General features: G+C 54.2%; 21 protein-coding genes. 10 read left to right on the top strand and 11 right to left on the bottom strand.

The window, feature by feature from the left end:
• Nucleotides 1-533: 533 nt before the first annotated feature.
• Together ACH518_RS05050 and ACH518_RS05045 are read right to left on the bottom strand one after the other, a co-directional pair.
• On the bottom strand, nucleotides 534-2,168 hold the full coding sequence (locus tag ACH518_RS05050) for an aminoglycoside phosphotransferase family protein (protein WP_445372105.1): 1,635 nt from the start codon (nucleotides 2,166-2,168) through the stop codon (nucleotides 534-536).
• A complete protein-coding gene (locus tag ACH518_RS05045; RefSeq protein WP_445372104.1) occupies nucleotides 2,155-4,239 on the bottom strand; it encodes a hypothetical protein in 2,085 nt (694 codons plus the stop codon). The genes ACH518_RS05050 and ACH518_RS05045 overlap by 14 nt, the downstream gene beginning before the upstream one ends.
• A gap of 259 nt (nucleotides 4,240-4,498) precedes the next feature.
• Here ACH518_RS05045 and ACH518_RS05040 point away from each other — a divergent pair, with 259 nt between their 5' ends.
• The 6 genes from ACH518_RS05040 to ACH518_RS05015 all read left to right on the top strand — a co-directional run bounded on the left by ACH518_RS05040 (nucleotide 4,499) and on the right by ACH518_RS05015 (nucleotide 11,259).
• Nucleotides 4,499-4,981: a helix-turn-helix domain-containing protein gene (locus tag ACH518_RS05040; RefSeq protein ID WP_445370167.1), complete on the top strand. Its 483-nt coding sequence runs from the start codon at nucleotides 4,499-4,501 to the stop codon at nucleotides 4,979-4,981.
• Nucleotides 4,900-5,496: an IS630 family transposase gene (locus ACH518_RS05035; RefSeq protein WP_445370166.1), complete on the top strand. Its 597-nt coding sequence runs from the start codon at nucleotides 4,900-4,902 to the stop codon at nucleotides 5,494-5,496. Before ACH518_RS05040 ends, ACH518_RS05035 begins: the two co-directional genes overlap by 82 nt.
• 318 nt (nucleotides 5,497-5,814) lie before the next feature.
• Nucleotides 5,815-6,663 carry an aldo/keto reductase family protein gene (locus ACH518_RS05030; RefSeq protein ID WP_445372103.1) on the top strand — a complete coding sequence of 283 codons (849 nt, stop codon included), beginning with the start codon at nucleotides 5,815-5,817 and terminating at the stop codon, nucleotides 6,661-6,663.
• 93 nt (nucleotides 6,664-6,756) lie between these two features.
• Nucleotides 6,757-8,796, top strand: coding sequence for a TonB-dependent receptor plug domain-containing protein (locus tag ACH518_RS05025; protein ID WP_445372102.1), 2,040 nt, complete (start codon nucleotides 6,757-6,759; stop codon nucleotides 8,794-8,796).
• 13 nt (nucleotides 8,797-8,809) lie between these two features.
• Entirely contained in the window at nucleotides 8,810-9,325 is a 516-nt protein-coding gene (locus ACH518_RS05020; RefSeq protein ID WP_445372101.1) for a YfiR family protein, read from the top strand.
• Entirely contained in the window at nucleotides 9,322-11,259 is a 1,938-nt protein-coding gene (locus ACH518_RS05015; RefSeq protein ID WP_278209966.1) for an ATP-binding protein, read from the top strand. The genes ACH518_RS05020 and ACH518_RS05015 overlap by 4 nt, the downstream gene beginning before the upstream one ends.
• An 8-nt stretch (nucleotides 11,260-11,267) precedes the next feature.
• On the opposite strand, the gene ACH518_RS05010 is transcribed toward ACH518_RS05015, so the two are convergent.
• From ACH518_RS05010 to arsC, 6 genes are all read right to left on the bottom strand, one after another.
• Entirely contained in the window at nucleotides 11,268-11,744 is a 477-nt protein-coding gene (locus tag ACH518_RS05010; RefSeq protein WP_140913204.1) for a CreA family protein, read from the bottom strand.
• 39 nt (nucleotides 11,745-11,783) lie between these two features.
• On the bottom strand, nucleotides 11,784-12,260 hold the full coding sequence (locus tag ACH518_RS05005; RefSeq protein ID WP_445372100.1) for an MEKHLA domain-containing protein: 477 nt from the start codon (nucleotides 12,258-12,260) through the stop codon (nucleotides 11,784-11,786).
• A gap of 14 nt (nucleotides 12,261-12,274) precedes the next feature.
• Nucleotides 12,275-12,973: an RES family NAD+ phosphorylase gene (locus ACH518_RS05000; protein ID WP_445372099.1), complete on the bottom strand. Its 699-nt coding sequence runs from the start codon at nucleotides 12,971-12,973 to the stop codon at nucleotides 12,275-12,277.
• Nucleotides 12,970-13,374 carry an MbcA/ParS/Xre antitoxin family protein gene (locus ACH518_RS04995; protein WP_445372098.1) on the bottom strand — a complete coding sequence of 135 codons (405 nt, stop codon included), beginning with the start codon at nucleotides 13,372-13,374 and terminating at the stop codon, nucleotides 12,970-12,972. The genes ACH518_RS05000 and ACH518_RS04995 overlap by 4 nt, the downstream gene beginning before the upstream one ends.
• A gap of 152 nt (nucleotides 13,375-13,526) precedes the next feature.
• Complete coding sequence (wrbA, locus tag ACH518_RS04990) at nucleotides 13,527-14,120, bottom strand: NAD(P)H:quinone oxidoreductase (RefSeq protein ID WP_445372097.1); 594 nt, start codon at nucleotides 14,118-14,120, stop codon at nucleotides 13,527-13,529.
• Complete coding sequence (gene arsC, locus ACH518_RS04985) at nucleotides 14,120-14,467, bottom strand: arsenate reductase (glutaredoxin) (protein WP_140913210.1); 348 nt, start codon at nucleotides 14,465-14,467, stop codon at nucleotides 14,120-14,122. Before arsC ends, wrbA begins: the two co-directional genes overlap by 1 nt.
• A gap of 72 nt (nucleotides 14,468-14,539) precedes the next feature.
• Here arsC and hldE point away from each other — a divergent pair, with 72 nt between their 5' ends.
• On the top strand, nucleotides 14,540-15,970 hold the full coding sequence (gene hldE / locus ACH518_RS04980) for a bifunctional D-glycero-beta-D-manno-heptose-7-phosphate kinase/D-glycero-beta-D-manno-heptose 1-phosphate adenylyltransferase HldE (protein ID WP_278209973.1): 1,431 nt from the start codon (nucleotides 14,540-14,542) through the stop codon (nucleotides 15,968-15,970).
• 16 nt (nucleotides 15,971-15,986) lie between these two features.
• On the opposite strand, the gene ACH518_RS04975 is transcribed toward hldE, so the two are convergent.
• Nucleotides 15,987-16,892, bottom strand: a complete 906-nt coding sequence (locus tag ACH518_RS04975) for an MBL fold metallo-hydrolase (RefSeq protein WP_445372096.1) — start codon at nucleotides 16,890-16,892, stop codon at nucleotides 15,987-15,989.
• Nucleotides 16,893-16,902: 10 nt separating this feature from the next.
• On the bottom strand, nucleotides 16,903-19,632 hold the full coding sequence (polA, locus tag ACH518_RS04970) for a DNA polymerase I (RefSeq protein WP_445372095.1): 2,730 nt from the start codon (nucleotides 19,630-19,632) through the stop codon (nucleotides 16,903-16,905).
• Between the two features lie 150 nt (nucleotides 19,633-19,782).
• Here polA and ACH518_RS04965 point away from each other — a divergent pair, with 150 nt between their 5' ends.
• Nucleotides 19,783-20,379 carry a Uma2 family endonuclease gene (locus ACH518_RS04965; protein WP_445372094.1) on the top strand — a complete coding sequence of 199 codons (597 nt, stop codon included), beginning with the start codon at nucleotides 19,783-19,785 and terminating at the stop codon, nucleotides 20,377-20,379.
• A gap of 10 nt (nucleotides 20,380-20,389) precedes the next feature.
• Here the strand turns inward: ACH518_RS04965 and ACH518_RS04960 are convergent, their stop codons facing one another.
• Nucleotides 20,390-21,640 (bottom strand): dicarboxylate/amino acid:cation symporter, encoded by a 1,251-nt coding sequence (locus tag ACH518_RS04960; protein ID WP_445372093.1) that lies wholly within the window; start codon nucleotides 21,638-21,640, stop codon nucleotides 20,390-20,392.
• Between the two features lie 180 nt (nucleotides 21,641-21,820).
• Between ACH518_RS04960 and ACH518_RS04955 the strand changes: the two genes are divergently transcribed.
• Together ACH518_RS04955 and ACH518_RS04950 are read left to right on the top strand one after the other, a co-directional pair.
• A complete protein-coding gene (locus ACH518_RS04955) occupies nucleotides 21,821-22,414 on the top strand; it encodes a Uma2 family endonuclease (RefSeq protein WP_445372092.1) in 594 nt (197 codons plus the stop codon).
• Nucleotides 22,411-22,650: a Rho-binding antiterminator gene (locus ACH518_RS04950; RefSeq protein ID WP_445372091.1), complete on the top strand. Its 240-nt coding sequence runs from the start codon at nucleotides 22,411-22,413 to the stop codon at nucleotides 22,648-22,650. Before ACH518_RS04955 ends, ACH518_RS04950 begins: the two co-directional genes overlap by 4 nt.
• Nucleotides 22,651-22,673 lie beyond the last annotated feature (23 nt).

The following is a 22,673-nucleotide window of genomic DNA, read 5'->3' as shown; positions in this document are numbered from 1 at the left end:
TGAATGACCGCTTTCCGGCGATGAGTCTGAAGAGAAGACGGTCGCCAGGCGACCCAAAACGGCCTGTCGCGCTTCTCCAAACCGGCCAGTCAGGCAAATCCTGATTCTGCGAACTGGAGGACTACAAAGCAGTCGTTGGTGACCTCGCCCAAACGGCCAAGGCTGTGTAAAAACATAAAAATCTAAAAGCCGGTGGAAAAATAAGTCGATTTATTTCCGCCATTTTATGACTGTGTGGAAATAATTCATTTCATATACCCGCAAAATAACCGGCAAAGTGGGGCAATTCTTTATTTTTGTATTTTATCTTTGAGTTTTTACACAGCCTCGGCCATAAGCAGACAGATGGTTTTTCTGGACGAAGGTCTGCTGATAGATCTATAGCCGCCCGCTAGCTGTAATCCCAAAAAGGTGCGACCACCTATAGGTCGTGCCGAGCCATGCGAGGCGCAACAATCGCGAACGGTGCGCCGACGGTAGCACCCTATAATTTGCGCACCTTATGGACTTGTGACTTTACCAGTTTACCGTTTTTAAGGCATACCTTTTGTCCGTTCAAGACCGACAATCGAAGCAAAAGCTCCAAGGAGCAATCGCTTGACTGCATCGTCAGTCCACTCAAACCTAGTCGCAAGCCAGCAATATTGGATGTATGCCGCAACCAAATATGTGTTAAGCCGAGATGGCCGACCGTCAATTGGGAAATTACTAAAAGCGGAATCTCGGATAACGCTGCACATATTTAAATATTCTTCTTTATAGCTATCTTGTGTGTATAGAGCAAGCTTGATCTCGTCCTCAATAACTTCTTTGATGGAATTATTCAAAGTATTTGGCCAGTCAATTCTAATGCTGCTTTCAAGCGAAATAAAATCCTTGAATATATGATGATACCCAGTATTCTGAAAATCTATAAACACAATTGCGCGGTTCCGAGGCTGGACTAATATGTTGCCACCATGCATGTCCCCGTGGCAAATACATTCTTCAACACACCCCCAGTCTTCGGTTAAGATTAGTTGATGAGGTCTTCTAATCTCATATCCGCAAAATGTTAATGTGCTATCCCGTGCAACAAAATCGTCCGGGAAATATTTTTCAAATAAGCTTATAAATTTACTTTCTCTATCATCTAATTGTTGAGAAGTAGAGAAATAAGGAGATGATGAAAAGTATGCAGATATATCCTTTTTTGAAGCTCTAAGTTCGCTATACCATGTTTTTTTGTCAGGACTTAAAATGGAACAACAAATATCATTAATTATTTTTGAGTCTCCTGTTTGCAATAAATTGGACGCAGATATTGGTGCTACCTTATCTTGCCCCTCAAACGCAAAGGAGTAACACACACCGCCAATACTCTCTGAAAACCCCTCTCCAATTACATCAACCCGCCATGTATACGGCAAAGTCCATTTAACATAACTATGATAATTATCAAGTTCTTGTTTCGCTTTAGATGCCGTTGAAATTTTCAATATTCCTGTTATAGGATTTTGAACACGGCCTTCTATTCTACACCCTAATACTATTGAACCACTTCTACCCCCCCTTACTTCAAAAATCCTCAGTACCTCTTCTGGTTTAGAAAAGCTTCCGTCAAAAAGTACTTGCTCGATTACAGAATTTACTTCTGCTATCTTTATCTTTTTACCTCGTTCATCTTGGATGGATTTAAAAACATCCTGAATATTTCTTTCCCATTCGAAAGCAAATCTAGGTGTTCTACGCAATAGGCCTAATATTGTGCTCCCGATGTATTTACGGTAAGCATCTGCGCCGCTTCCTGCTCGAAGATAGACTTTTGAAATAACCATATCAGGGTTTGGAAAAAAAAGCCCAAATTTATCAGAGCTCAAACTCTCTCTCGTAAGCAGGCAAAAAACAGTGTCCGGCAATCTGCGCTTAAGTGTTGCTATGAGTCGTTGGCCTGCACCTCCAATTTGATGGATTAAATTATCTGCAATAACGATGTGAGGCCTTTTATCGCGATTCACTAAATAACGAGCGATTTTGGCAAGCTGTTCGTCTATGGGGATTTGTTTAAGCTGATACAATTCTGTTTTTGTTTCTACATTATATTCGTCAAAGATAGCCGTTAATGTCTTGCTAAAGCTGTTTAATTGAGAGATGTCATCATCAAAGAAAACTATATCAAGCGGTTTCATAATCATCCTTCGGTAGTCTAATTCTGTAGGTGAATGGAGAAAAGTCTACGTCTTTCATACAGTCTGGATCAATCTCGATTTGTCCTCCCAGAAGTCGCGTATGGACACCGATTAGAAATAGACCAAAGTGCCAACCATCGCTAACTGTTGGCTCATTGAATAAGGTTAATAATCTTTCCGGATCGATATATGAAACCTTTGAGTAATAAGTTATCCTATATTCTGGTAGCCTTATATCATCCTGACAGTACTCCAGCACTATTCTATTACTTTCATATACTGAATGTTTTGTATTATTTAGAATTGATAGAATGATCAGCCGAAGCGAATTTAGCAATCTTGAGCTAATCTGCCAATCTGGGTCAATTCCGGAAATCGTCCATATTTGATTTAATGAGCACCTCGTTAATCTTCGATGATACGATTCAATATCTTGAAATAACGTACCCCACTTTAAGTCGCTCTTATAGCTAAAAATATTGTCGGGAGATAGAAAGTACAAGATCTTGGAAAGCCTTTCTTGTTGTGTCGAATTAAGCAAATTCGTAAAGTCTTTCAATTCGTGAGTCGCAAGATGTGTGAACGATAACTGAGAAAGCCACCAGTTATCATCAGAAGAATGAAGTAATTCAAGATACTGGGTCACTAAAAAAGAAATATTTTTTACATATTCTATATCAAGCTCGAATGCAGAATTAAAAGGCGCCTCTAGATTGATAACCCCAAATCTCATCCTTTTAGTAACAATAGGTACACATAGCTCAGACTTTGTGGAAGTTCGGCATTTCCTGGATTTCAGAAGCCCCTTGTTTTTGTATTCCACAGGAATATCATCTACGTCGCGGAGGTAGACATGACCTTTGTCTTCCGTGTTTTGATAACAAAATCCAACAACGCTTTCTTTAGGGTCGAATGTTAACCCAGATATATATTCTGGCTTATTTGCGCAACAGATTATTTCTGAATCATTACGCTCTTCTAATATGTCTGCATAAGATACTAACTCAAGAACACCTTTAAAAGACTTATATGTCCTAATGGTAACACTATGGGCGTGAGTGGTTTTTATTAAGCCAGCAGTAACGAGATCAAAAAAATTAGATGGTTGATTCTCATTATTTTGATTAGTCATTAAGTCTGTTTGCTTTTTAGAGGTTCCTTGAATAATTTTTTGCTGTAACTCCGCCTGAAATTGCATTCTAATGCCAATAACACGCTGCTCATTAAAATGATCTACAACTAATTCGTTTGTTTTAACAGCAAAAACTGGGATTCCATTCTTGGACGAGATAAGTATTAGGCATCCGCCAATATGATTTTCATTCCCAAACCTTAATGGCAATGTTCTTAGGCTATAGGTTTTGTTACGCACAATAGCTTCATCACTATTTGACTGTCCTTCTGATATGGTGACATCAATAACATTAATTAGATTTCTGCTATTTATCAATAAGTCCTCGTCAATGTTAGAGAAAAAAACCACAGATTTACCACTTTCATTTTTCTTTGCAAAAGCAGTCATAATTCCAAATCTTTTGGCATTAATTTCTAAGAGTTGATCAAATCTGATATTGTAGTTATTATGTGGCCCATATTCATTTTCAATTAGTTTTATAGCAGATCGAAGTAAGAACTTATCCATTTCTGATGTTACAAAAAAACTATGCAAAATACTCAACAGCGTATTGGCGACGCCTTTATATTCGTCGCTATAAATTAATTTAACGTAATCTGATTCAAGCGTATTTAAATTTGAATAATTATCTGTTATTAACGTTACTTGCTCGTCATCTGGTAGATCTTTTAAAATAAAAGAACTACCATTTTTGACTCCAAATGAAAATCTTCGGAAGATCAGATAATCTCCATGCTCAAGCTTTCCTTTTGTTTCAAGTAATTTTTTGTGCCTGATAAATGCATACACAACACCAGTTAATTGCTCTTCGCAAATTTTTTGAATTATCCCGGAAAAAGGAATAACGACCCTGCAATTACATAGATTATCCAATAGATCGTCAAATGCCTTTGTAGCTGATGACGGTTTGGTAATATAGGATTCATCTTTTAGCATTAGGTACCTCTTGATTTTATTTCAAATAATCCATTACGTGATTTTTAAAGCGAGACCGGCGAACATTGAGGGGCGGAATGGCGACGTTTTTGAGTCTTAATGATGGCTTGATTTCAGTAAAATCCCGCTGCGTCCCAATGAATTTTTTTAATTATCAATATGGCTGTAAATTTTCATGTAGCATAATCTCTATAAGCGCTTAACAACAAATAGGCATGCAGTAAAATAGCAGGGTTTTAGATACGGTGGTGGCGACGGAATGCGGGTAAGGCCCATAGAATTGAGAGAAAGCGAACGAGAGCAACTACAGCTAATCATCAAGAAAGGGAGTGATTGGCGAGAACGGGAGCGTGCGGAAACCATTTTGATGTTATCCGAGGGTCAAACAGTCGTTGCTATTGCAGAGCATCAGGGGGTGAAGCCGGAAGCAGTCCGCGAGCGGCGACGAAAGTGGTGGAGAAACGGACTAAACAGCTTACCGGATCAACCGCGTAGTGGTGCGCCGAGCAAGTTGACTGACGCGCATCGAAGCCAACTCAAGGAATGGATCGATGCGGAACCTTTGAACTGCCGGGTATTGGTTAGTCGTCTAACGACGGAGTGCGGAGTAACGATTAGTGCTGGCACCTTGCGGAACGAGTTAAAACGCATGGGCTATGTGTGGAAACGCACTCGTTACAGTTTAAAAAAAAGCGCGATCCCGAGCGCTTCGAGCAGGCCCGACAAGACATCGCTGAACTGATTAAGCAAGCTCAAGCTGGTGAAATTGAATTGGCCTATGTGGACGAAGCGGGGTTTGCGCCACAACCACCGAATCGTTCAGCTTGGACAAAAAGCGGAGAAGTCCATGCCATTACTGCTAAGCGTGCACTACGCTTGAATGTGATCGGTGCCATGCTGTCATCCGGCCGATTAATACTGGCTAAACTGTGGCAAAGCGTAAATGGTCTATGGTTCTTTGGCTTTCTGATGGCGTTGATCGACCGCGTCAGCAAACCCTTGGTAGTGATTTTGGATAATGCATCCATTCATACTGCCAAGAAACTGAAACCTTATTGGGATTTGTTGGAAGAAAAAGGGATGCGATTTTATTTCCTGCCACCCTACAGTCCCGAGCTGAACCGGATTGAATTGCTGTGGCATAAAATGAAATATGAATGGCTGCCATTCAAGACATTTACGCCGGATGAACTTGAGCAAGCCATTGACGAAATTGGTCACGGGTTTGGCTCGCAATACACGTTAACTTTTTGCTAGGCGCTTATTTTACAGCTAACACACTTCTACACGACAAATGCTAGTCACCGTGTGATTTTCCTTTCTGGATATCATAGGTGACAGTGAACACCGCTAGTGACTAAGAGATTGCTGCCATTGAATCAGGTTGAGTGATTGGCCGCAACGGGTCGATTGCATCATTTCATCCCCCAAAAACTGACATCATCGCTGGCCTGGTCTGAACACATCTGGCGGCAGTTCTTTACCTAGCATGGGCGCGGTTTTGGCGTCGAATACGCCGGCAATTGACGGCCCGACGCCGATCGCCGAAGATCAAGCTTTTTTCGGGAGCCGCTCATGCCAGACCACGCTTTTGTAGTTTCCGCCGCCGGCGTGCGCATGCCGGGCATCATTTACGGCACGGCCTGGAAACAGGAACGCACGGCCGAACTGGTCGAGCAAGCGATTGCCGCTGGGTTTCGCGGCATCGACACGGCCTGCCAGCCCAAGCACTACGACGAAGCCGGCGTCGGGGCAGGCATTGCCGCCGCCTGCGCTAAATCAGGGCTTACCCGCGCCGAGCTTTACTTGCAAACCAAATTCACGCCGTTGAACGGCCACGATCCGCTACGAATTCCGTACGACCCGAGCGCCGGTCTGGCGGACCAAGTCGCGCAATCGTTCGCGGTTTCGCAACGCAATCTGCAGACCGATTATCTGGACGGCCTGGTGTTGCACTCGCCGCTGGCCGACCGCAAGCAGTTGCTGGAGGTCTGGCAAGCCATGGAAACCCTGGCCGGGGCCGGCAAGGTGAAGCAGTTGGGCATCAGCAATTGCTACGATTTTGCTCTGTTCGAATATTTGTACCAAACCGCCGAAATCAAGCCGGCCGTGGTGCAAAACCGGTTCTATGCCGACACCGGCTACGACAAACAAATTCGCGCTTTCTGCCGGCAGCGGCAGATCGTCTACCAAAGTTTTTGGACCTTGACTGCCAACCCGCGGGTGCTGGCGCATCCGGCAGTAACCGCTGCAGCCGGCGCACGCGGCCGGACGCCGGCGCAAATATTTTTCCGTTATCTGCGCCAACACGGTGTCGTTCCGCTGACCGGGACCTGCTCCGCAGCGCATATGGCCGAGGATTTGGCGATTTTCGAGTTTACGCTGGACGCCGACGAATGCGCGGCGATTTCGGCGCTGTTTTGACCGGATAGTCCGACGTCGTTCGTACCATAGTCGCGTTGCCTGTGGCCGCGACTCACTTATAATGCGGGACAACTTTTGCCTTCATCCCATTCCATGGCCTCAACTCGCCTGATTCGCCAATTCGCCGGCCTGTGCCTGACGCTGCTATCGGCGCAACTGGCGATGGCCGCCGACGACGACGCGGACGCACTGGACAGCACCAGCGAATTGCTGTCCTTGAGTTGGGACGAACTGACCGAACTGAAAGTATCCGGTCTGGCCCGCCAAGCGCAAACCGTCAAAGACACGCCAGCCGCGGCGTTTGTGATCAGCGCCGAAGATATTCGCCGTTCCGGCGCCACCAGCCTGCCGGAACTGTTGCGGATGGCGCCGGGTATGGCCGTGGCCCGCGTCAACAGCTGGAATTGGGGCGTTAGCGCCCGCGGCTTCAACGATCTCTACGCCAACAAACTGCAGGTCATGATAGACGGCCGCAGCATTTACGATCCGCTGATCAGCGGCGTTTACTGGGGCCAGCATATTCCGCTGTTGCAAAACATCGAGCGGATCGAAGTGCTGCGCGGCCCCAGCGGCAGCCTGTGGGGCGCGAATGCGGTGAACGGCGCGATCAATATCGTCACCCGCTCGGCGGCCGACACCGAGGGCGGCTTGCTGACCGCCGGGGGCGGCACCGAGGAGCGCGGCTTCGGCGGCGTCCGTTACGGGCAAAAGCTGTCCGATTCGACTTATCTGCGCGGCTCCATCAATGCGCTGGTGCGCGACGCCAGCGTGGATATGGCCGGCCTGCACAATACCCACGATACCGGCAACGCCGAAACCGCCAATTTCCGCCTGGACAGCCAATTGACCGAACGCGATCAACTGATGCTGGAAGCCACCGCCACCCGCTACCGGCTGCACGGTTTTTTGACCGGGGTGTCGTCGGCTACGCCGCCTTACTGGCGCCAGGACGACTTCGGCAAGGACGGTGTATCCGGCAGCCTGCAAGGCAACTGGACCCACCAGTTCGACGGCGAGCGGGAACTGCGGGTGAACATGGCTTTTACCCAGACCGACTGGCAAATGGCCACCAACCGGATGAGCCGCTCGCATTACAACCTGGACATTCAGCATAGCCAGCCTCTGTTCGGCAACCACCATTTGCTGTGGGGCCTGAATTACCAGATCATCGACGACCGTTTCGACAATACGCTGACGCTGGGTTTCGAGCCGGACCGCTTTACCCAGCACAATATCGGCCTGTTTGCCCAGGACAACATCGATCTGCTGGACAATCTGCAATTGACGCTGGGTAACCGGGTCGAACACTTCACTTACACCGGTTGGGAAACCGAACCCAACGCCCGGCTGATCTGGACCCCGCACAAAAACCATCGGCTGTGGGCCGGAGTCTCCCGGGCCGTGGCATTACCCAACCGCGCCCAGCAAAGTATTCGGCTATTTTTGCCGGTCCCCGGCCAACAGTCCTTATTTTTTCTGGCCGACGCCAATCAGGACATGCGCACCGAAAACGTGGTGGCTTACGAGCTGGGCTGGCGCTGGCAAGTCAACAGCCGGCTGGATCTGGACAGCACCGTGTTTTACAACATTTACGACCGGATTCAAGGCGTCAAGGCCAGCGGTTTTACCGCCAATGCTCAAGCGCCGGGTTTTCCGCTGCCGATTCTCGACCTCAGCGTCGGCAACTACCGGCAAATGAAAAGTTACGGCCTGGAACTGGCCGCCAACTACCGGGTCAGCCACGAGTGGCGCCTGCAAGCCTCCTATACCGGCATCCGCTTCGACAACGACGCCGACAGCCGGCAGCCCTGGTTTCTGGACCCCTTGGCCGAGGAAAAAGTCAATCCGCAGCATAGTTTGTCGCTACGCTCGATGCTGGACCTGACCGACGATATCGAACTGGACGCCTGGGCGCGTTACGTGGACCGCATCAGCGTCAACCAAGTCCGGATTCCGGACTACATTTCGCTGGATCTGCGGCTGGGTTGGCGGCCGGCCAAGAATCTGGAACTGTCGCTGGTCGGGCAAAATCTGCTGGACGGGCAGCGTCCGGAATTCAACGACGTGGTGTACATTCCGGTCTCCAGCCAGATTCAACGCGGTTATTTTGCCCAACTGTCCTGGCGGTTCTAGGTTGAGTAAGACGATGCGCCTTTGTCTATATATGCTACTCAACCTCTGCGTTTGGCTGCCGGTTACGGGCGGCCAGGCGGCGGAATTAGGTCCTGCCGAACGCGAATACCAACTAAAAACCGCCTATTTGTTTCATTTCGCCGAATTGACCCGCTGGCCGGACGCCCGGCCCATCGTCATCTGTTTGCGCGGCTCCAGCCCGTTACGGAAATTTCTGCCGATTTTGGAAGGGCAAACCATCGACGGCGCGCCGGTACATGTCGATCTCGAACCCGGTCCCGATATCGATAGCTGCAGCATTTTGTTCCTGGCCGAAAAAGACTTGCTGACCGCGGAAGTCGCCGCGCAAGCCCAGGCCAGGCACGTGTTGCTGGTCGGCGACAGCGAAGGATTCGCCGCGGCCGGCGGTATGGTGCAATTCAGCTTGCGCGACAACAAACTGAAACTGGTGGTAAATTTAGCGCCGGTAAATTCCGCCCACTTAAAATTGAGCTCCAAATTGCTTCGGATGGCCGAACTAATCGAATGACAGCCTCGACTCAACCGCGAATCTCCATCAGCCGCAAGCTCGGCAATATTCTGCGCCTGATGGTGATGCTGAGTCTGATGGTAGCGACCGTGTCGCTGACCATTCGCGAGTACGGGGCGTTACAGCAGGCCATCGGCTACAAGTTACGGCTCACTGCCAACATGATCGGCCAAAACAGCAGCTTCGCGCTGCTGTTCGACGACGCCCAGACCGCGCAAGAAATTCTGGACGCACTGGCACACGACCCCGACATCATTTCCGGCCAAATTCAGAACACCGCCGGCAAAATCCTGGTCAGTTACCGCAAGCCGGCTTCGGCCTGGCACGACTGGTGGCCGCAGCAAATCGCCAAAACCCGCTCCATCACCCAGCCCATTCTGCACAAGAACCAGCAGGTGGTCGGTTATATCGCGCTGGAAGCCAGTCTGAAACAGAGCTACCACACGCTGCTATTCAACGCCGTGTTAAACGCCAGCATTATCCTGATCGCATTGAGCGTGGTCGGCTTGTACGTGCGACGCCTGCAACGTTCGTTTCTGCGGCCGATCCTACAGCTGGCGGAAACGGCCCGGCAGATCGAACAGGACCAGGACTACAGCCGGCGCTCGGCCTATGCCGGCAACGACGAAATCAGCGATCTGGCCGAGGCCTTCAACAACATGCTGGCCCAGACCGAAGCCCACGAAGCCGATCTGGAAATCCAGGTCCAAACCCGTACCCGGGAACTGGAAGCCGCCAAGCTGGACGCCGAATCGGCCAATCAGGCCAAAAGCCAGTTCCTGGCGAATATGAGCCACGAAATCCGCACGCCGATGAACGCGATCGTCGGCCTGGTCGAGTTGTGTCTGAACAGCGCACTGAGCGTTAAACAGCGCGAGTACTTGCTGCGGGTCGAATCTTCGGCCCATTCGCTGATGACTCTGATCGACGACATTTTGGACTTTTCCAAAATGGAAGCCGGCAAGATGCAGATGGAGACGATTCCGTTTTTATTGGAAGAGACGCTGGAGCACGTGTTCTCGACCATGTTGCAGCTCAGCGCCAAGAAAGGCATCCGCCTGATCCGGCCCGAACAAACCGACGCCTACCATGCCGTGATCGGCGACCCGCAGCGTTTGCGGCAAATTTTCATCAATCTGGTCGGGAACGCAATCAAGTTTACCGAACGCGGCGAAGTCCGGGTTGCCGTCACCGAACTAGAGCGCGATGCGGCAACGGTACGCCTGCAATTTGCCATCAGCGATACCGGTATCGGCATTAGCGCCGAGCAACAAAACAAGCTGTTCCAGGCCTTCAGTCAGGGCGACAGCAGCGTCACCCGCAATTACGGCGGCACCGGTTTGGGCCTGATTATTTCCAAGCAATTGATCGAACAGATGCAAGGCAGCATCCGGGTCGACAGCCAGCCCACGATCGGTTCGACATTTACCTTCGATGTGCTGCTCGGCGTCACCGATCTGGCCACGATCCGCAATTTCCAGATGCGCCGCCACCGCAACGGTTTCGATCCGGACTTGTTGCGGCCACTATACGGTAGCCGGGTATTGCTGGCGGAAGATAACGAAATCAACCGCATCGTCGCGGTCGAATTATTGGAACAGGCGCAAATTCAGGTCGATGTCGCCGAGAACGGCGAAATTGCGTTGCAAAAACTGCAAGACAACCGCTACGACTGCGTACTGATGGATGTGCAGATGCCGGTCATGGACGGTTACCAGGCTACCCGGCTGCTCAGGCAAATAGCGGGCTGCGGCGATATTCCGGTCATTGCGATGACCGCCAACGTCATGCCCGGCGACCAGCAACTGTGCGCCGCAGCCGGCATGAATGATTTCATCGGCAAACCGATTCTGCCGGCCACTCTTTACCAAGCATTGCTGAAATGGATCAAGCCGGGCGCCGACCCAACCGTCGAGGTCCCGCCGCCGGGTTGAACCTCGGCTTACTTACCCCACGGCATGACCGGTACGGTCGATACGCTGTTGGCCGGCGCGCCTTCGATCACCTTGCGGCTGATCGCCAGATAGACCAGCGTGTTGTGTTTGGCGTCCCACAACCGGGTAATGTTGGTGGATTTGAACAATAACGACGTGCTTTCCGAAAAGACGGTTTCTTCGTCGGGCAATTTGGCCGGCAACGCAATCGGGCCGATCTGGCGGCAAGCCAGCGAAAACTGCGACGGGTCTTCCGCCAGCCCCAAGCCGCCGGAGATGCCGCCGGTTCTGGCCTGGCTGATATGGCAAATCACGTTCGGAATCTTCGGATCTTCGAATACGTCGACGCAGACTTTATGATTGGCGCCGATCAACTTCCAGGCCGTAGTCACGCAACCGACTTCGTCGGCCAGCGCCGGTGCAGCGGCGGCGATGGTCAAACCGCACGCGATGCGGCCGCCATGTTTGAGCAAGGTTTTCAACATAATAGTCTCCGCAGGTTTTTCGAAATTCAGGCAGGCGCGTCAGGGTAACAAGCGCCAATCGCTAAAACAAGCGGCCTGACCGTAATAGCGTCGCCACTGGTCGTAAACATTCCAAACCACGGCATGCTCGATCAAAAAACGCTTGCCGGACTTGGCGATGCGCACGCCGGAATAGTCGTCGATATAGCCGCGGCTGGAGACTTGCGCCAACAAGCGCTCGCGTTCTGCGCGGTTAACCGGTTCCGCCGAATACCGCGACGGCAGGCCGACCAACTCCTGCCACTCGAATTCGAACAGCGCCAGGGCTTGGCGGTTGGCGTAGTTGAATAGCGGATCGGCATCGGCAGTATGCGACAGCAGCGCCAATTCGGCGTGAAAGGCGGCCTCGCCCAAGGACTGGCCTGGCCGCGGCTGCAGCAGCGGCGTGCCGAGCAATTCCCGGTAGCTGTCCAATACCAAGCCGATATGCCGGCTATGAAAATCGTTGGCGGGGCTGGGAACGGTTAGATCGAGCATACGGGTTGATTGGGTCAAACGCCGGAGCGGTAAAGTTCTTTTTTATACATGGCGCTGATCCGGTTGCCGTCCCAGACGTAACAATAATGCGCCCCCTGTTTCACCGGAGACAACCAGCGCGGTTTGAACACGGCGACGCATTCGCCGCCGGCGTTGCGTACGCTGGAATAGGCAATCCCATTCGAACCGTCAGCGCGCAGTTGCTTGGCCAAGGCCTGTGCCGCGGCGTAATGCCCGGTATCGCTAGCGTAAATATCCGGCAGTTCGGTTTGTTTAGCGCGGATGTCGTGCAGTTCGGCGTCCAGGTCCGAGGCGTAAGAACGCATGTCGATCTCGATTGGCGCTTGCCGGGTCGCCGCCAAGAAGCGGGCGCGATGGAAAGCGGTCTCGGCGATTGCGGTATCGATATCCTTGGCCGCGTAATAGACGCCGAAACTGCCGTCGGAGAAGCGGCTGCCTTCCGGATTCAAATGGGTGAAAGCGGCCATGATCGGCGTGGTACCGGGGCCGGAGATTCTATCTGCCGCCGCCACCAACCGAATTTCGCCGGCCTCGTCGCGCAGACGGTCGTTGGTCAAGGCTTCGATCGCGAACACCACTTCCAGATCGGCCGGATCGGCCACCCGGTCGAACAATCCGGTCGGCGGAAACCGGCTTGGTACCAAGCGCCAACACGGCCGCCAGTCGATCCGCGCCGTTGCGATCGATTTCATGCCCAACCGCACTGGGCGTCCAGATATTGGCGTACCACGTATAAATCGGCGACCCGGCCCGACAACATGCGCTGCAACGCGCTTTGCCCGGAAAACGGCGCGGCCTGATTGGCTTGCTGCAACCAGGCGTCGGCGGCTTCGGCTTGCGGCAGCAGAATTTGCAGGGCTTTATAGATACCGAAAATGTAAGACAACCGCTCCAGCTTGTCCGGATTCAGGCTGGCGCTTTCCGGACTTTTTTTCCATTTGAAATAGGTGCTGCGCGAATCCAGCCCCAGCAACTTCATGGCTTGCTCGGCATTTAGCCGCCAGACGTCGGCAATATTGAAAAAGGTGCGTAATGCGGCGCCCGCCACGACGGCACTGTCGGCCGGTAATGTTGCTTGTGCGGTCGATAACATAAGCCCTCCATACAACTCATTTGAACTTTATGTAAAAATAAGTCTATTTATGGACCGTGTCAACCCTAATTTGCCGACTCTGCAGAGATACAAAAAACCGGTATTTTTTGTTTTCAGACGAAAGTAATCGAGTATCGAAACGGGCCGGCAAATTAGAAAGCGCCTTTCAACGCCAGCGCCGCCCTCGCCAGACGCTCACCCAGTACCCAGCACAAGCGCTTTTCGTGCTCGGTCAGTTCGGCATCGGCTTCGGAGCAATGGCTGGGACCGTAAGGCGTGCCGCCGCTGACCGTTTCCCGCAGCGCGATTTCGTTGCAGGGCAGGCTCAGCAATAACATGCCGTGGTGCATCAACGGCAACATCATCGACAGCAGCGTGGTTTCGTGGCCGCCGTGCATGCTGCCGGTTGAGGTGAACACGCCGGCTGGTTTGCCGGACAAGGCGCCGGAAAACCACAGCGGCGTCGAACTATCCAGGAAATACTTCAACGCCGCCGCCATATTGCCGAAATGGGTCGGGCTGCCCAGCGCCAGGCCGTCGCAATTTTCCAGATCGTTCAACGATGCGTAGGGCGCGCCGCTGTCGGGAATGCTGTCGGCGACTTTTTCCGATACCGCCGATACTTCCGGTACCGTGCGCAGCAGCGCTTCGGCTCCGGCCACCGACTCGACGCCGCGGGCAATGTGCTGCGCCATCCGCGCCGTGCCGCCGTCGCGGCTGTAATACAGGACCAGGATTTTCGCCATCACAGGATACCCAAAACAGCTTCGGGCGGACGGCCGACGGCGGCTTTGCCGTCCTTCAATACGATGGGTCGCTCGATCAGTTTCGGAATTCTGACCATGGCTTCGATCAACTCGGCGTCGCTCAGGGACTTGTCGTCCAAGCCGTTTTCCTTGTATTCGGGTTCCTTGGTACGCATCAACTCGCGCGGTTTCAGCCCCAGCTTGTGCAAAATATCCTGCAATTCGGCGGCGGTCGGCGGGGTTTTCAAATATTCGACGATCTCGGGCTGAATATTGTTGGCTTCCAACAGTTTCAAAGTGTCGCGGGATTTGCCGCAACGCGGGTTGTGGTAGATTTTCACGCTCATGCTTCGCACCTGTATCGCAATGGGTTGCGGCTATAATAGCACCCTTCGAATCACGGATAACTTCACACAGCCATGCAATTACCCAACTATTCCAACGCTCGGGTGCTGGTGGTCGGCGACCTGATGCTGGACCGCTACTGGCACGGCCCGACCTCGCGTATTTCTCCGGAAGCGCCGGTGCCGGTAGTGCATGTCAAACAGGACGAATTCCGCGCCGGCGGCGCCGGCAACGTGGCGCTGAACATTGCCGCCCTGGGCGCCAAAGTCTCGGTGCTGGGTTTTACCGGCGAAGATCAGGCGGCAAACGCGCTGGAAAAATTACTGAAGGACGCCGGGGTGTTATGCCTGTTCCAGGCAATACCGAATTATCCGACCATCACCAAACTGCGGGTGATGAGCCGCCATCAACAACTGATCCGGCTCGATTTCGAAGACGGCTTTCAGCAAATCGACAGCGAGCCGTTGCTGCACCTTTACCATGCCGAACTGATGCAATCGCAGGTGGCGGTACTGTCCGATTACGGCAAAGGCACCTTAAACCAAGTGCAGCAATTTATTACGCTGGCCCGGCAACTGAAAAAGCCGGTGCTGGTCGATCCGAAAGGCAGCGACTTTTCGATTTACCGCAATGCGACCTTGATCACGCCGAACCTGGGCGAATTCGAGGCCGTGGTCGGCCGTTGCAGCAACGAGGCGCAAATCGTCGAACGCGGCCTGAATCTGATCGATACCCTCGCACTGGATGCGTTGCTGGTCACCCGCGGCGAGCACGGCATGAGCCTGCTCTGCAAGGATGCCGAACCGCTGCATTTGCCGACCCATGCCCGCGAGGTATTCGACGTCACCGGCGCCGGCGACACCGTGATTTCGGTGCTGGCCGCCAGCCTGGCGGCAAAAAAACCGCTGGCCGAAGCCACCCAACTGGCCAACATCGGTGCCGGCATCGTGGTCGGAAAAATGGGTACCGCCACGGTCGATACCGACGAACTGGCCGCCGCGCTGCAAGGCCCGCGGGCGCGCCACAAAGGCGTCTGCACCTTGCCGGAACTGCTCAAGGAACGCGCCGCCGCCAAACAGAACGGCGAAAAAATCGTCGCCACCAACGGCTGTTTCGACATCCTCCACCCCGGCCACGTCCGTTACTTGCAGCAAGCCAAAACCCTGGGCGACCGCCTGGTGGTGCTGGTCAACAGCGACGATTCGGTCAAGCGTCTGAAAGGCCCGGAACGCCCGGTCAACGATTTGGCACACCGGATGGAAATGCTGGCGGCGCTGGAATGCGTGGACTGGGTAGTGGCGTTCGCGGAAGACACGCCTAAAGCCGTCATCGACCAGTTACTGCCCGACATTCTGGTCAAAGGCGGCGACTATAGCGACATCACCAGCATCGCCGGCCACGACAGCGTGCTGGCCGCGGGCGGCGAGGTGAAGATACTGTCGTTCATCGCAGGCCATTCGACCACCGGCATCATTCAGACCATCCGCGATAAATCCCGGCCTTGATTTCGATTGCCGAACCCTAGCCGGACTGGTCCGGCTGGTAAGGCAACGAATATTGGTCGCCTTCCCGCGCCAACCAGATCGGAAATCCTAAGCGCTCGGCTTGCAACAGACGGGCATAAATCGAATCCAGATCGGCGTCGCTGCGGGTCGGCTCGTGGTGAGTCAAAAACAGTTGTTTGACCCGAGCTTCGGCGGCAATCTCCAGCGCCGAGCGGTAGGTGCCGTGGCCCCAGCCACGGCGGTCGGCATATTCGGCGTCGGTGTAGGAACTGTCGATGATCAGCGCGTCGACGCCGGCCATCGCTCCGATCACTTCTTCGTTCTTCTGATCGATCAATTCCTGCATCGCCTCGTAACCGGGGTGCTGTTCCGGATAAGGGTTCAGCGGCGGCTCGTAGTCGCCGGTGAAAAACAAGGAACCGCCGGCGTCATCGTCGATTCGGTAACCGAAGTTGAACACCGGATGGTTCAGCACGGTGGGCGTGACGCGGACGCTGCCGATCCGGATCGGCTCCCCGGCTTTCAGCGTGGTGTAACGCACCTCGGCCTTCAGTTGCGCTTCGCTGATCGGGAAATAGGCGTGCTGCAACTGCACCCGCATCGCCCGCTCGATGCCCTGATGGGTTACCGGTTCCAGGCCGCCGTAAATATTGATGCGGTTACCGGCTCGGAACATCGGCAGGAAAAACGGCAAGCCCTGGATATGGTCCCAGTGGGTATGGGTGATCAGAATATGCGCGGTCAGATCGCGCCGGTGCAGCAGCGTTTGCGCCAGGGCATGGATACCGGTGCCGGCGTCGAGAATGATCAGATCGCCGGCGCTGCTGGTGATTTCGATGCAGGTGGTGTTGCCGCCGTAGCGCACGGTATTCGGCCCCGGCGTGGCAATCGAGCCCCTGACGCCCCAGAACTTGAACTTCATGCCTGCCGGCCTAATGCGCTTCGTCCCAGTTGGCGCCGGTGCCGGCTTCCACCAGCAAGGGCACGGCCAACTCGGCGGCAGCGGACATGATGCCGGTGATTTTGGCGATGCTGTCCGTGAGAATGGGCTCGGCCACTTCGAACACCAGTTCGTCGTGCACCTGCATGATCATTTTCAGGTCGGCGGCGCTGGTTTCGATCCAGTCGTGGCAGGCGATCATCGCCCGTTTGATGATGTCGGCGGCGCTGCCCTGCATCGGCGCGTTGATCGCGGTGCGTTCCGCGTACTGGCGTTGCGCGGCGTTGCGGGCGTTGATGTCCGGCAAATACAGACGGCGGCCGAAGAGGGTTTCGACATAGCCTTGCTGCTTGGCCAATTCCCGCGTGCTGTCCATGTAGTGCTTGACGCCGGGGTAACGGCTGAAATACAGGTCGATATAGGACTGGGCCTGATTGCGCGGCAAGCCCAATTGCTGCGCCAAGCCGAAGGCCGACATGCCGTAAATCAGGCCGAAGTTGATCGCCTTGGCCGAGCGGCGCAAATCGTGGGTGACCTGATCCGGCGCCACTTCGAACACCTCGGCGGCCGTGGCGCGGTGCACGTCCTCGCCGGCGGCAAAGGCTTTCAGCAAACCGGCGTCGCCGGATAAATGCGCCATGATCCGCAATTCGATCTGCGAATAATCCGCCGCAACGATTTTGTAGCCGGACGGGGCGATAAAGGCTTGGCGGATTTTGCGGCCTTCCTCGCTACGGATCGGAATGTTCTGCAGATTGGGGTCGGTCGACGACAACCGCCCGGTCGCAGCCACCGCTTGGTGGTAGGAGGTATGCACCCGCCCGGTTTTGCGGTTGATCTGCTGTGGCAGTTTGTCGGTGTACGTCGATTTCAACTTACTCAAGCCGCGGTGTTCCAGAATCAGCCGCGGTAACGCAAAATCCACCGCCAATTCCTGCAATACCGATTCATCGGTCGACGGCTGGCCTTTCGGGGTTTTTTTCAAAACCGGCAAATTCAAGCGGTCGTACAGGATTTCCTGAATCTGCTTCGGCGAACCCAGGTTAAAAGCCGAGCCGGCCAGATCGTGGGCCTGGATTTCCAGGCCTATCATCCGGTCCGCCAATTCCTGGCTTTGCTGGGCCAGCATGTCGCTGTCGATCAGCACGCCGTTTTCCTCGATTTTGGCCAGCACTTTGACCAGCGGCAGCTCGATATCGTTATACAAGGCCCACAAACTGGGCCGTTGCTGCAATTCGGCGGACAGGGTTTGATGCAGGCGCAAGGTGATGTCGGCGTCTTCGGCGGCGTATTCGGTGGCGCGGTCGATCGCCACTTCGGCAAAACCGATCTGCTTGGCGCCCTTGCCGCAAACGTCCTCGAAATGAATGGTATCGACGCCCAGGTAGTGCTTGGCCAGGTCGTCCATATTGTGTTTGGTCGCGGTACTGTTCAACACGTAGGATTGCAGCATCGTGTCGTGGCGGATACCGCGCAACGCGATGCCGTGGTTGGCCAGGACGTGGGCGTCGTATTTCAGGTTTTGGCCGAGTTTGGCGCGGTCCGGGCTTTCCAGCAACGGTTTCAAGGCCTGCAGCACGCTCTGCCGATCCAGTTGCGCCGGCGCGTCCGGATAATCGTGCGCCAGCGGTAAATACGCGGCTTGGCCGGCTTCGATCGCAAACGAAACGCCGACGATCTCGGCTTCGCTGTAATTCAGGCTGCTGGTTTCGGTATCGAACGCGAACAACTCGGCTTGTTCCAGCCGGGCCAGCCAAGCATCGAATTCGGCTTGGCTGAGGATGGTTTGGTAATCTTTTGCGACCGGCGCCGGTTTCGGCGCTGCGGCTTGTCCGGTCGGTTCGGCTGCCGTCGCTGAAGCATCGCCGTTCAGCGTTTTCAACCAACTGCTGAAACCCAGGCTACCCAGCTGGCTCTTCAACGCGGTGATATCCGGTTCCTTGCGTTTCAGATCGTCCAGGCTGTAATGCAAGGCCACGTCGCATTTGATCGTGGTCAGTTCCCGCGATAGCGGCAATTGGCCCAGGGCCTCGCGCAGGTTGTCGCCGATCTTGCCCTTGATTTGGTCGGCGCTGGCGATCAGGTTGTCCAGCGTGCCGTATTCCTGCAGCCATTTGGCCGCGGTTTTCGGTCCGACCTTGGGCACGCCGGGGATGTTGTCCACCGCATCGCCCATCAAAGCCAGATAATCGATGATTTGTTCCGGTTTGACGCCGAATTTGTCCTGCACCCCGGCAATGTCCATCACCGCGCCGGTCATCGAGTTTTCCAGAATGATCTGCTCGTTGACCAATTGCGCCATGTCCTTGTCGCCGGTGGAAATGATGACATTTAAGCCCTGGCGGGCGGCGTTTTGCGCCAGACTGCCCAGCACGTCGTCGGCCTCGACCCCGTGTTCGATGATCAGCGGCAACCCCAAAGACCGGATCAAGTCGTGCAGCGGTTGAATCTGCACCCGCAATTCGTCCGGCATCGGCGGCCGATGGGCCTTGTATTGGTCGTACAACTCGTGACGGAAGGTCTTGCCCGGCGCGTCGAATACCACAGCGAAGTAAGGCGTGTTGTAGTCGTTGATCAGCTTGCGCAGCATGTTGGAGACGCCGTAAATGGCGTTGGTCGGTTCGCCTTTACTGTTGGTCAGCGGCGGTACAGCGTGAAAGGCGCGAAACAGAAACGACGAACCGTCGACGAGAATCAGTTTATGGATGGCGGAATCGGACATGTGCGGTCGAAAGACAGATAGATGCCGGAACGATACAGGGCGAGCCAGAGCGCTGCAAGCGTAGAATTTCACACGCCGCCGGCGCACGCTTTTCTCGGCGGTGCTTAGCGCAGTAGACTATTGCTATCCGCAACTTAGCAGAGAACGACCATGGCCCTTGCCAAACTCAAAACCCGCATCAGCCCGGAACACTATCTGGCCGGCGAACGCCAGTCCGAGCTCCGCCACCAGCTCATCGACGGCGAAGTCTATGCGATGACCGGCGGCAGTGAGAACCACAACTTGCTGGAAGGTAATATTTTCAATCTGTTCAAAAACGGCCTGAAAGGCAAGCCGTGCAAGACTTTCATGTCCGATATGAAACTGCGCATCGCCGACGATTTCTTCTACCCCGACGTGATGGTGGTTTGCGGCGAAGACAAGCAGGACGCCTACTACAAAACCGCGCCGGTCGTGATCGTGGAAGTGTTGTCCAAAACCACGCGCAAATTCGACCAGACCGCCAAACGTCTGCGCTGCCAGACCCTGCCGACGCTGGAGGAATACGTGCTGGTCGAGCAGGATAAAGGCGAGATTCAGGTATTCCGCCGCAACCAGCATTGGCAGTCGTTTTATTACTATCTGGGCGACCAGATCGAATTCGCAGCGCTGGATCTTAGCCTGAGCGTGGCCGACATTTACGAGCAGGTCGATAACGAGGACGTCGTGGCGTTTAACCAACAGCCGCCGGCCGAGTCGCTGCCTTAACCGGTCGGCATTAGCTTGAATTTTGCCGCGGTTGATCGACCAGCGCGGCGATGACCAAATCGCCGCTGACGTTTAAGGTGGTGCGGCACATGTCCAGAAAGCGGTCCACCCCCAGAATCAGGCCCATGCCTTCGGCCGGTATCCCGACCTGTTGGGTCAGAATCATGATCAAAGGCAGCGAGCCGCCCGGCACGCCGGCGGTACCGATGCCGGCCAGGATCGACATCAATACCACCTGCACCTGTTGCGTCAGCGATAGATCGACGCCGTAGACCTGGGCCAGAAACAACACGGTAATGCCTTCGAACAGCGCCGTGCCGTTCTGGTTGGCGGTGGAGCCTATCGTCAGCACAAAGCGCGAAACTTCCGGGCTGAGTTTCAATTCCCGTTCCGCCAGTTCCAATGAGCGCGGCAATGTGGCGTTGGACGACGCAGTCGCGAAGGCATACAAATACACGTCGCGGCATTGCCGGAAAAATGGCCAGGGCGCGATACCTCTGAATAGCCTTAACATTGCGCTATAAACCAGACCTTGTTGCAACAGCAGGCCGGCGACTACCACCAGCACGTAGAATCCCAGCGAGAACAAAATCTGGTGGCCGAATTTGAAGGTGGATTGAAACACCAGTGCAAAAACCGCCCACGGCGCGAATTGCATCGCCGCGTCCACTATCCGCAGGCAGGCGGCGTAAGTTTCTTCCAACAACTCCAGCCAACGCGACGGTTTGCCGCCGTTCGTCGCCGCCAACGCCGCGCCGAACGCCAACGAAAAAAACATCAACGACAGCATTTCGCCGTCCAGGGCCTGCACGGCGCTGTTGAACGGGTTTTTCGGGATGATCTCCAGCAACGATTGCACCACCGGCTTGGCTTGCGCCACGTGTTGGCGAATCTTGTGCACACCGGCCTCGTCGCCGAGCAGTTGCGAAATATCCAGACCGGTGCCCGGCTGCAGCAGATTTACTAGCGACACGCCGATCACCACCGACGCCGAGCTGGCAATCAGTGTAAATAACAAAGTGCGCTGGGCAACCCGCGCCAAACCGTGGTGGCTGCTGAGCTGGTAAACGCCCAGCATCAAACCGCTCATCACCATCGGCACCACGATCATGAAGATCAGCCGCAGGAAAATCTGGCCGACCGGTTCCAATAGGTAGCGGTTGAATGCCTGCAAGCCGGCATGGTCGGCAAAACCGTGGCAGGCCAGGCCGGCGGCGGCGCCCAACCCGAGGCTGAGCAATAATCGGTGGTGGTTTTTCATGGCAGATATCCGCCCGGCAGTCGCAATAGCCTGGATAGTAGGTCTTTTCGCCGGCTTTGTTAACTTTGCCGTGGTTCGGCGCGTCTTGTATTTCCCAATCCGATCTCTAACAATACCGGCACTCGGCCTGCCGGCCGGGCATTCGGTTATTTCCTTGAACAGTTTTAGGCGGGGCGCATCATGGCTTTCCACACCGATCAATCCGATGTTTATTTGACGGAGGACGAATATCTGGTCAGCGAGGCGGCTGCCGAAGTCAAGCGCGAGTATATCGACGGCCAGGTCCGCGCGATGACCGGTGCCGGTTATAACCACAATTGCATCGCGGCCAACATTCTCGGCGAGTTCAGAAGTCATCTAAAAGGTACGCCCTGCGCGACGTTCATGGCCGACATCAAACTGCAGATCGGCAAGGATTACGTCTACCCGGACGTACTGGTGGATTGCAGCAAAATGTCCGGAAACGACCTATTTTCGACGGCGCCGGTCATCATTGTCGAAGTCTTGTCCCGCTCCACCCGTAAAACCGACACCACCACCAAACTGATCCGCTACATCAACCTGCCGTCGTTGCAGGAATACGTGCTGATCGAACCGGACATCGTTTCGGTGCAAGTCCTGCGCCGCGCCAACCACTGGCTGTCCGAGTACTACTTTCTCGGCGACGACGTGACGTTTACCTCGATCGGGCTAACGCTGAAAGTGGAGGACATTTACGACCGGGTCGACAATCGCGACATCAACGAATTCCGCGAACAGGCGCTACAACCATGACCCAACCCATCGCCTGCAACCTGCACGATTACCTGGAAATTGCTTGTATCTACGGCTACCGCGTCAAACTGACACTGACAGACGGCAGCGTGGTGGCAGGCAAAGCTGTCGACACCGTGACGACCGCAGACAAACGCGAATATTTGCAGCTCGATACCGAGCGGGTGGAAACCAATCGCTTGGCCAAGTTGGAGGTACTGACGCCGGGAGCCAAATTTAGCGAAGTGCGGTTTTAAACCTCAGAACTTACAAACCGGAA

Source organism: Methylomonas sp. HW2-6, assembly GCF_052474525.1.
Note: the sequence above shows the minus strand (reverse complement) of the source record. Positions and strands in the feature narration are given on the sequence as shown.

Excerpts from the sequence above, each read along its gene's own strand:
- ACH518_RS05045 (WP_445372104.1), bottom strand. The coding sequence starts at position 4,239 with ATGCTAAAAGATGAATCCTATATTACCAAACCGTCATCAGCTACAAAG.
- ACH518_RS05030 (WP_445372103.1), top strand. The coding sequence starts at position 5,815 with ATGCCAGACCACGCTTTTGTAGTTTCCGCCGCCGGCGTGCGCATGCCG.
- ACH518_RS04955 (WP_445372092.1), top strand. The coding sequence starts at position 21,821 with ATGGCTTTCCACACCGATCAATCCGATGTTTATTTGACGGAGGACGAA.
- ACH518_RS04965 (WP_445372094.1), top strand. The coding sequence starts at position 19,783 with ATGGCCCTTGCCAAACTCAAAACCCGCATCAGCCCGGAACACTATCTG.
- hldE (WP_278209973.1), top strand. The coding sequence starts at position 14,540 with ATGCAATTACCCAACTATTCCAACGCTCGGGTGCTGGTGGTCGGCGAC.
- ACH518_RS05015 (WP_278209966.1), top strand. The coding sequence starts at position 9,322 with ATGACAGCCTCGACTCAACCGCGAATCTCCATCAGCCGCAAGCTCGGC.
- ACH518_RS05000 (WP_445372099.1), bottom strand. The coding sequence starts at position 12,973 with ATGAAATCGATCGCAACGGCGCGGATCGACTGGCGGCCGTGTTGGCGC.
- polA (WP_445372095.1), bottom strand. The coding sequence starts at position 19,632 with ATGTCCGATTCCGCCATCCATAAACTGATTCTCGTCGACGGTTCGTCG.
- ACH518_RS04975 (WP_445372096.1), bottom strand. The coding sequence starts at position 16,892 with ATGAAGTTCAAGTTCTGGGGCGTCAGGGGCTCGATTGCCACGCCGGGG.
- ACH518_RS04950 (WP_445372091.1), top strand. The coding sequence starts at position 22,411 with ATGACCCAACCCATCGCCTGCAACCTGCACGATTACCTGGAAATTGCT.
- ACH518_RS05010 (WP_140913204.1), bottom strand. The coding sequence starts at position 11,744 with ATGTTGAAAACCTTGCTCAAACATGGCGGCCGCATCGCGTGCGGTTTG.
- wrbA (WP_445372097.1), bottom strand. The coding sequence starts at position 14,120 with ATGGCGAAAATCCTGGTCCTGTATTACAGCCGCGACGGCGGCACGGCG.
- ACH518_RS04995 (WP_445372098.1), bottom strand. The coding sequence starts at position 13,374 with ATGTTATCGACCGCACAAGCAACATTACCGGCCGACAGTGCCGTCGTG.
- ACH518_RS05050 (WP_445372105.1), bottom strand. The coding sequence starts at position 2,168 with ATGAAACCGCTTGATATAGTTTTCTTTGATGATGACATCTCTCAATTA.
- arsC (WP_140913210.1), bottom strand. The coding sequence starts at position 14,467 with ATGAGCGTGAAAATCTACCACAACCCGCGTTGCGGCAAATCCCGCGAC.
- ACH518_RS05025 (WP_445372102.1), top strand. The coding sequence starts at position 6,757 with ATGGCCTCAACTCGCCTGATTCGCCAATTCGCCGGCCTGTGCCTGACG.
- ACH518_RS05040 (WP_445370167.1), top strand. The coding sequence starts at position 4,499 with ATGCGGGTAAGGCCCATAGAATTGAGAGAAAGCGAACGAGAGCAACTA.
- ACH518_RS05020 (WP_445372101.1), top strand. The coding sequence starts at position 8,810 with ATGCGCCTTTGTCTATATATGCTACTCAACCTCTGCGTTTGGCTGCCG.
- ACH518_RS04960 (WP_445372093.1), bottom strand. The coding sequence starts at position 21,640 with ATGAAAAACCACCACCGATTATTGCTCAGCCTCGGGTTGGGCGCCGCC.
- ACH518_RS05005 (WP_445372100.1), bottom strand. The coding sequence starts at position 12,260 with ATGCTCGATCTAACCGTTCCCAGCCCCGCCAACGATTTTCATAGCCGG.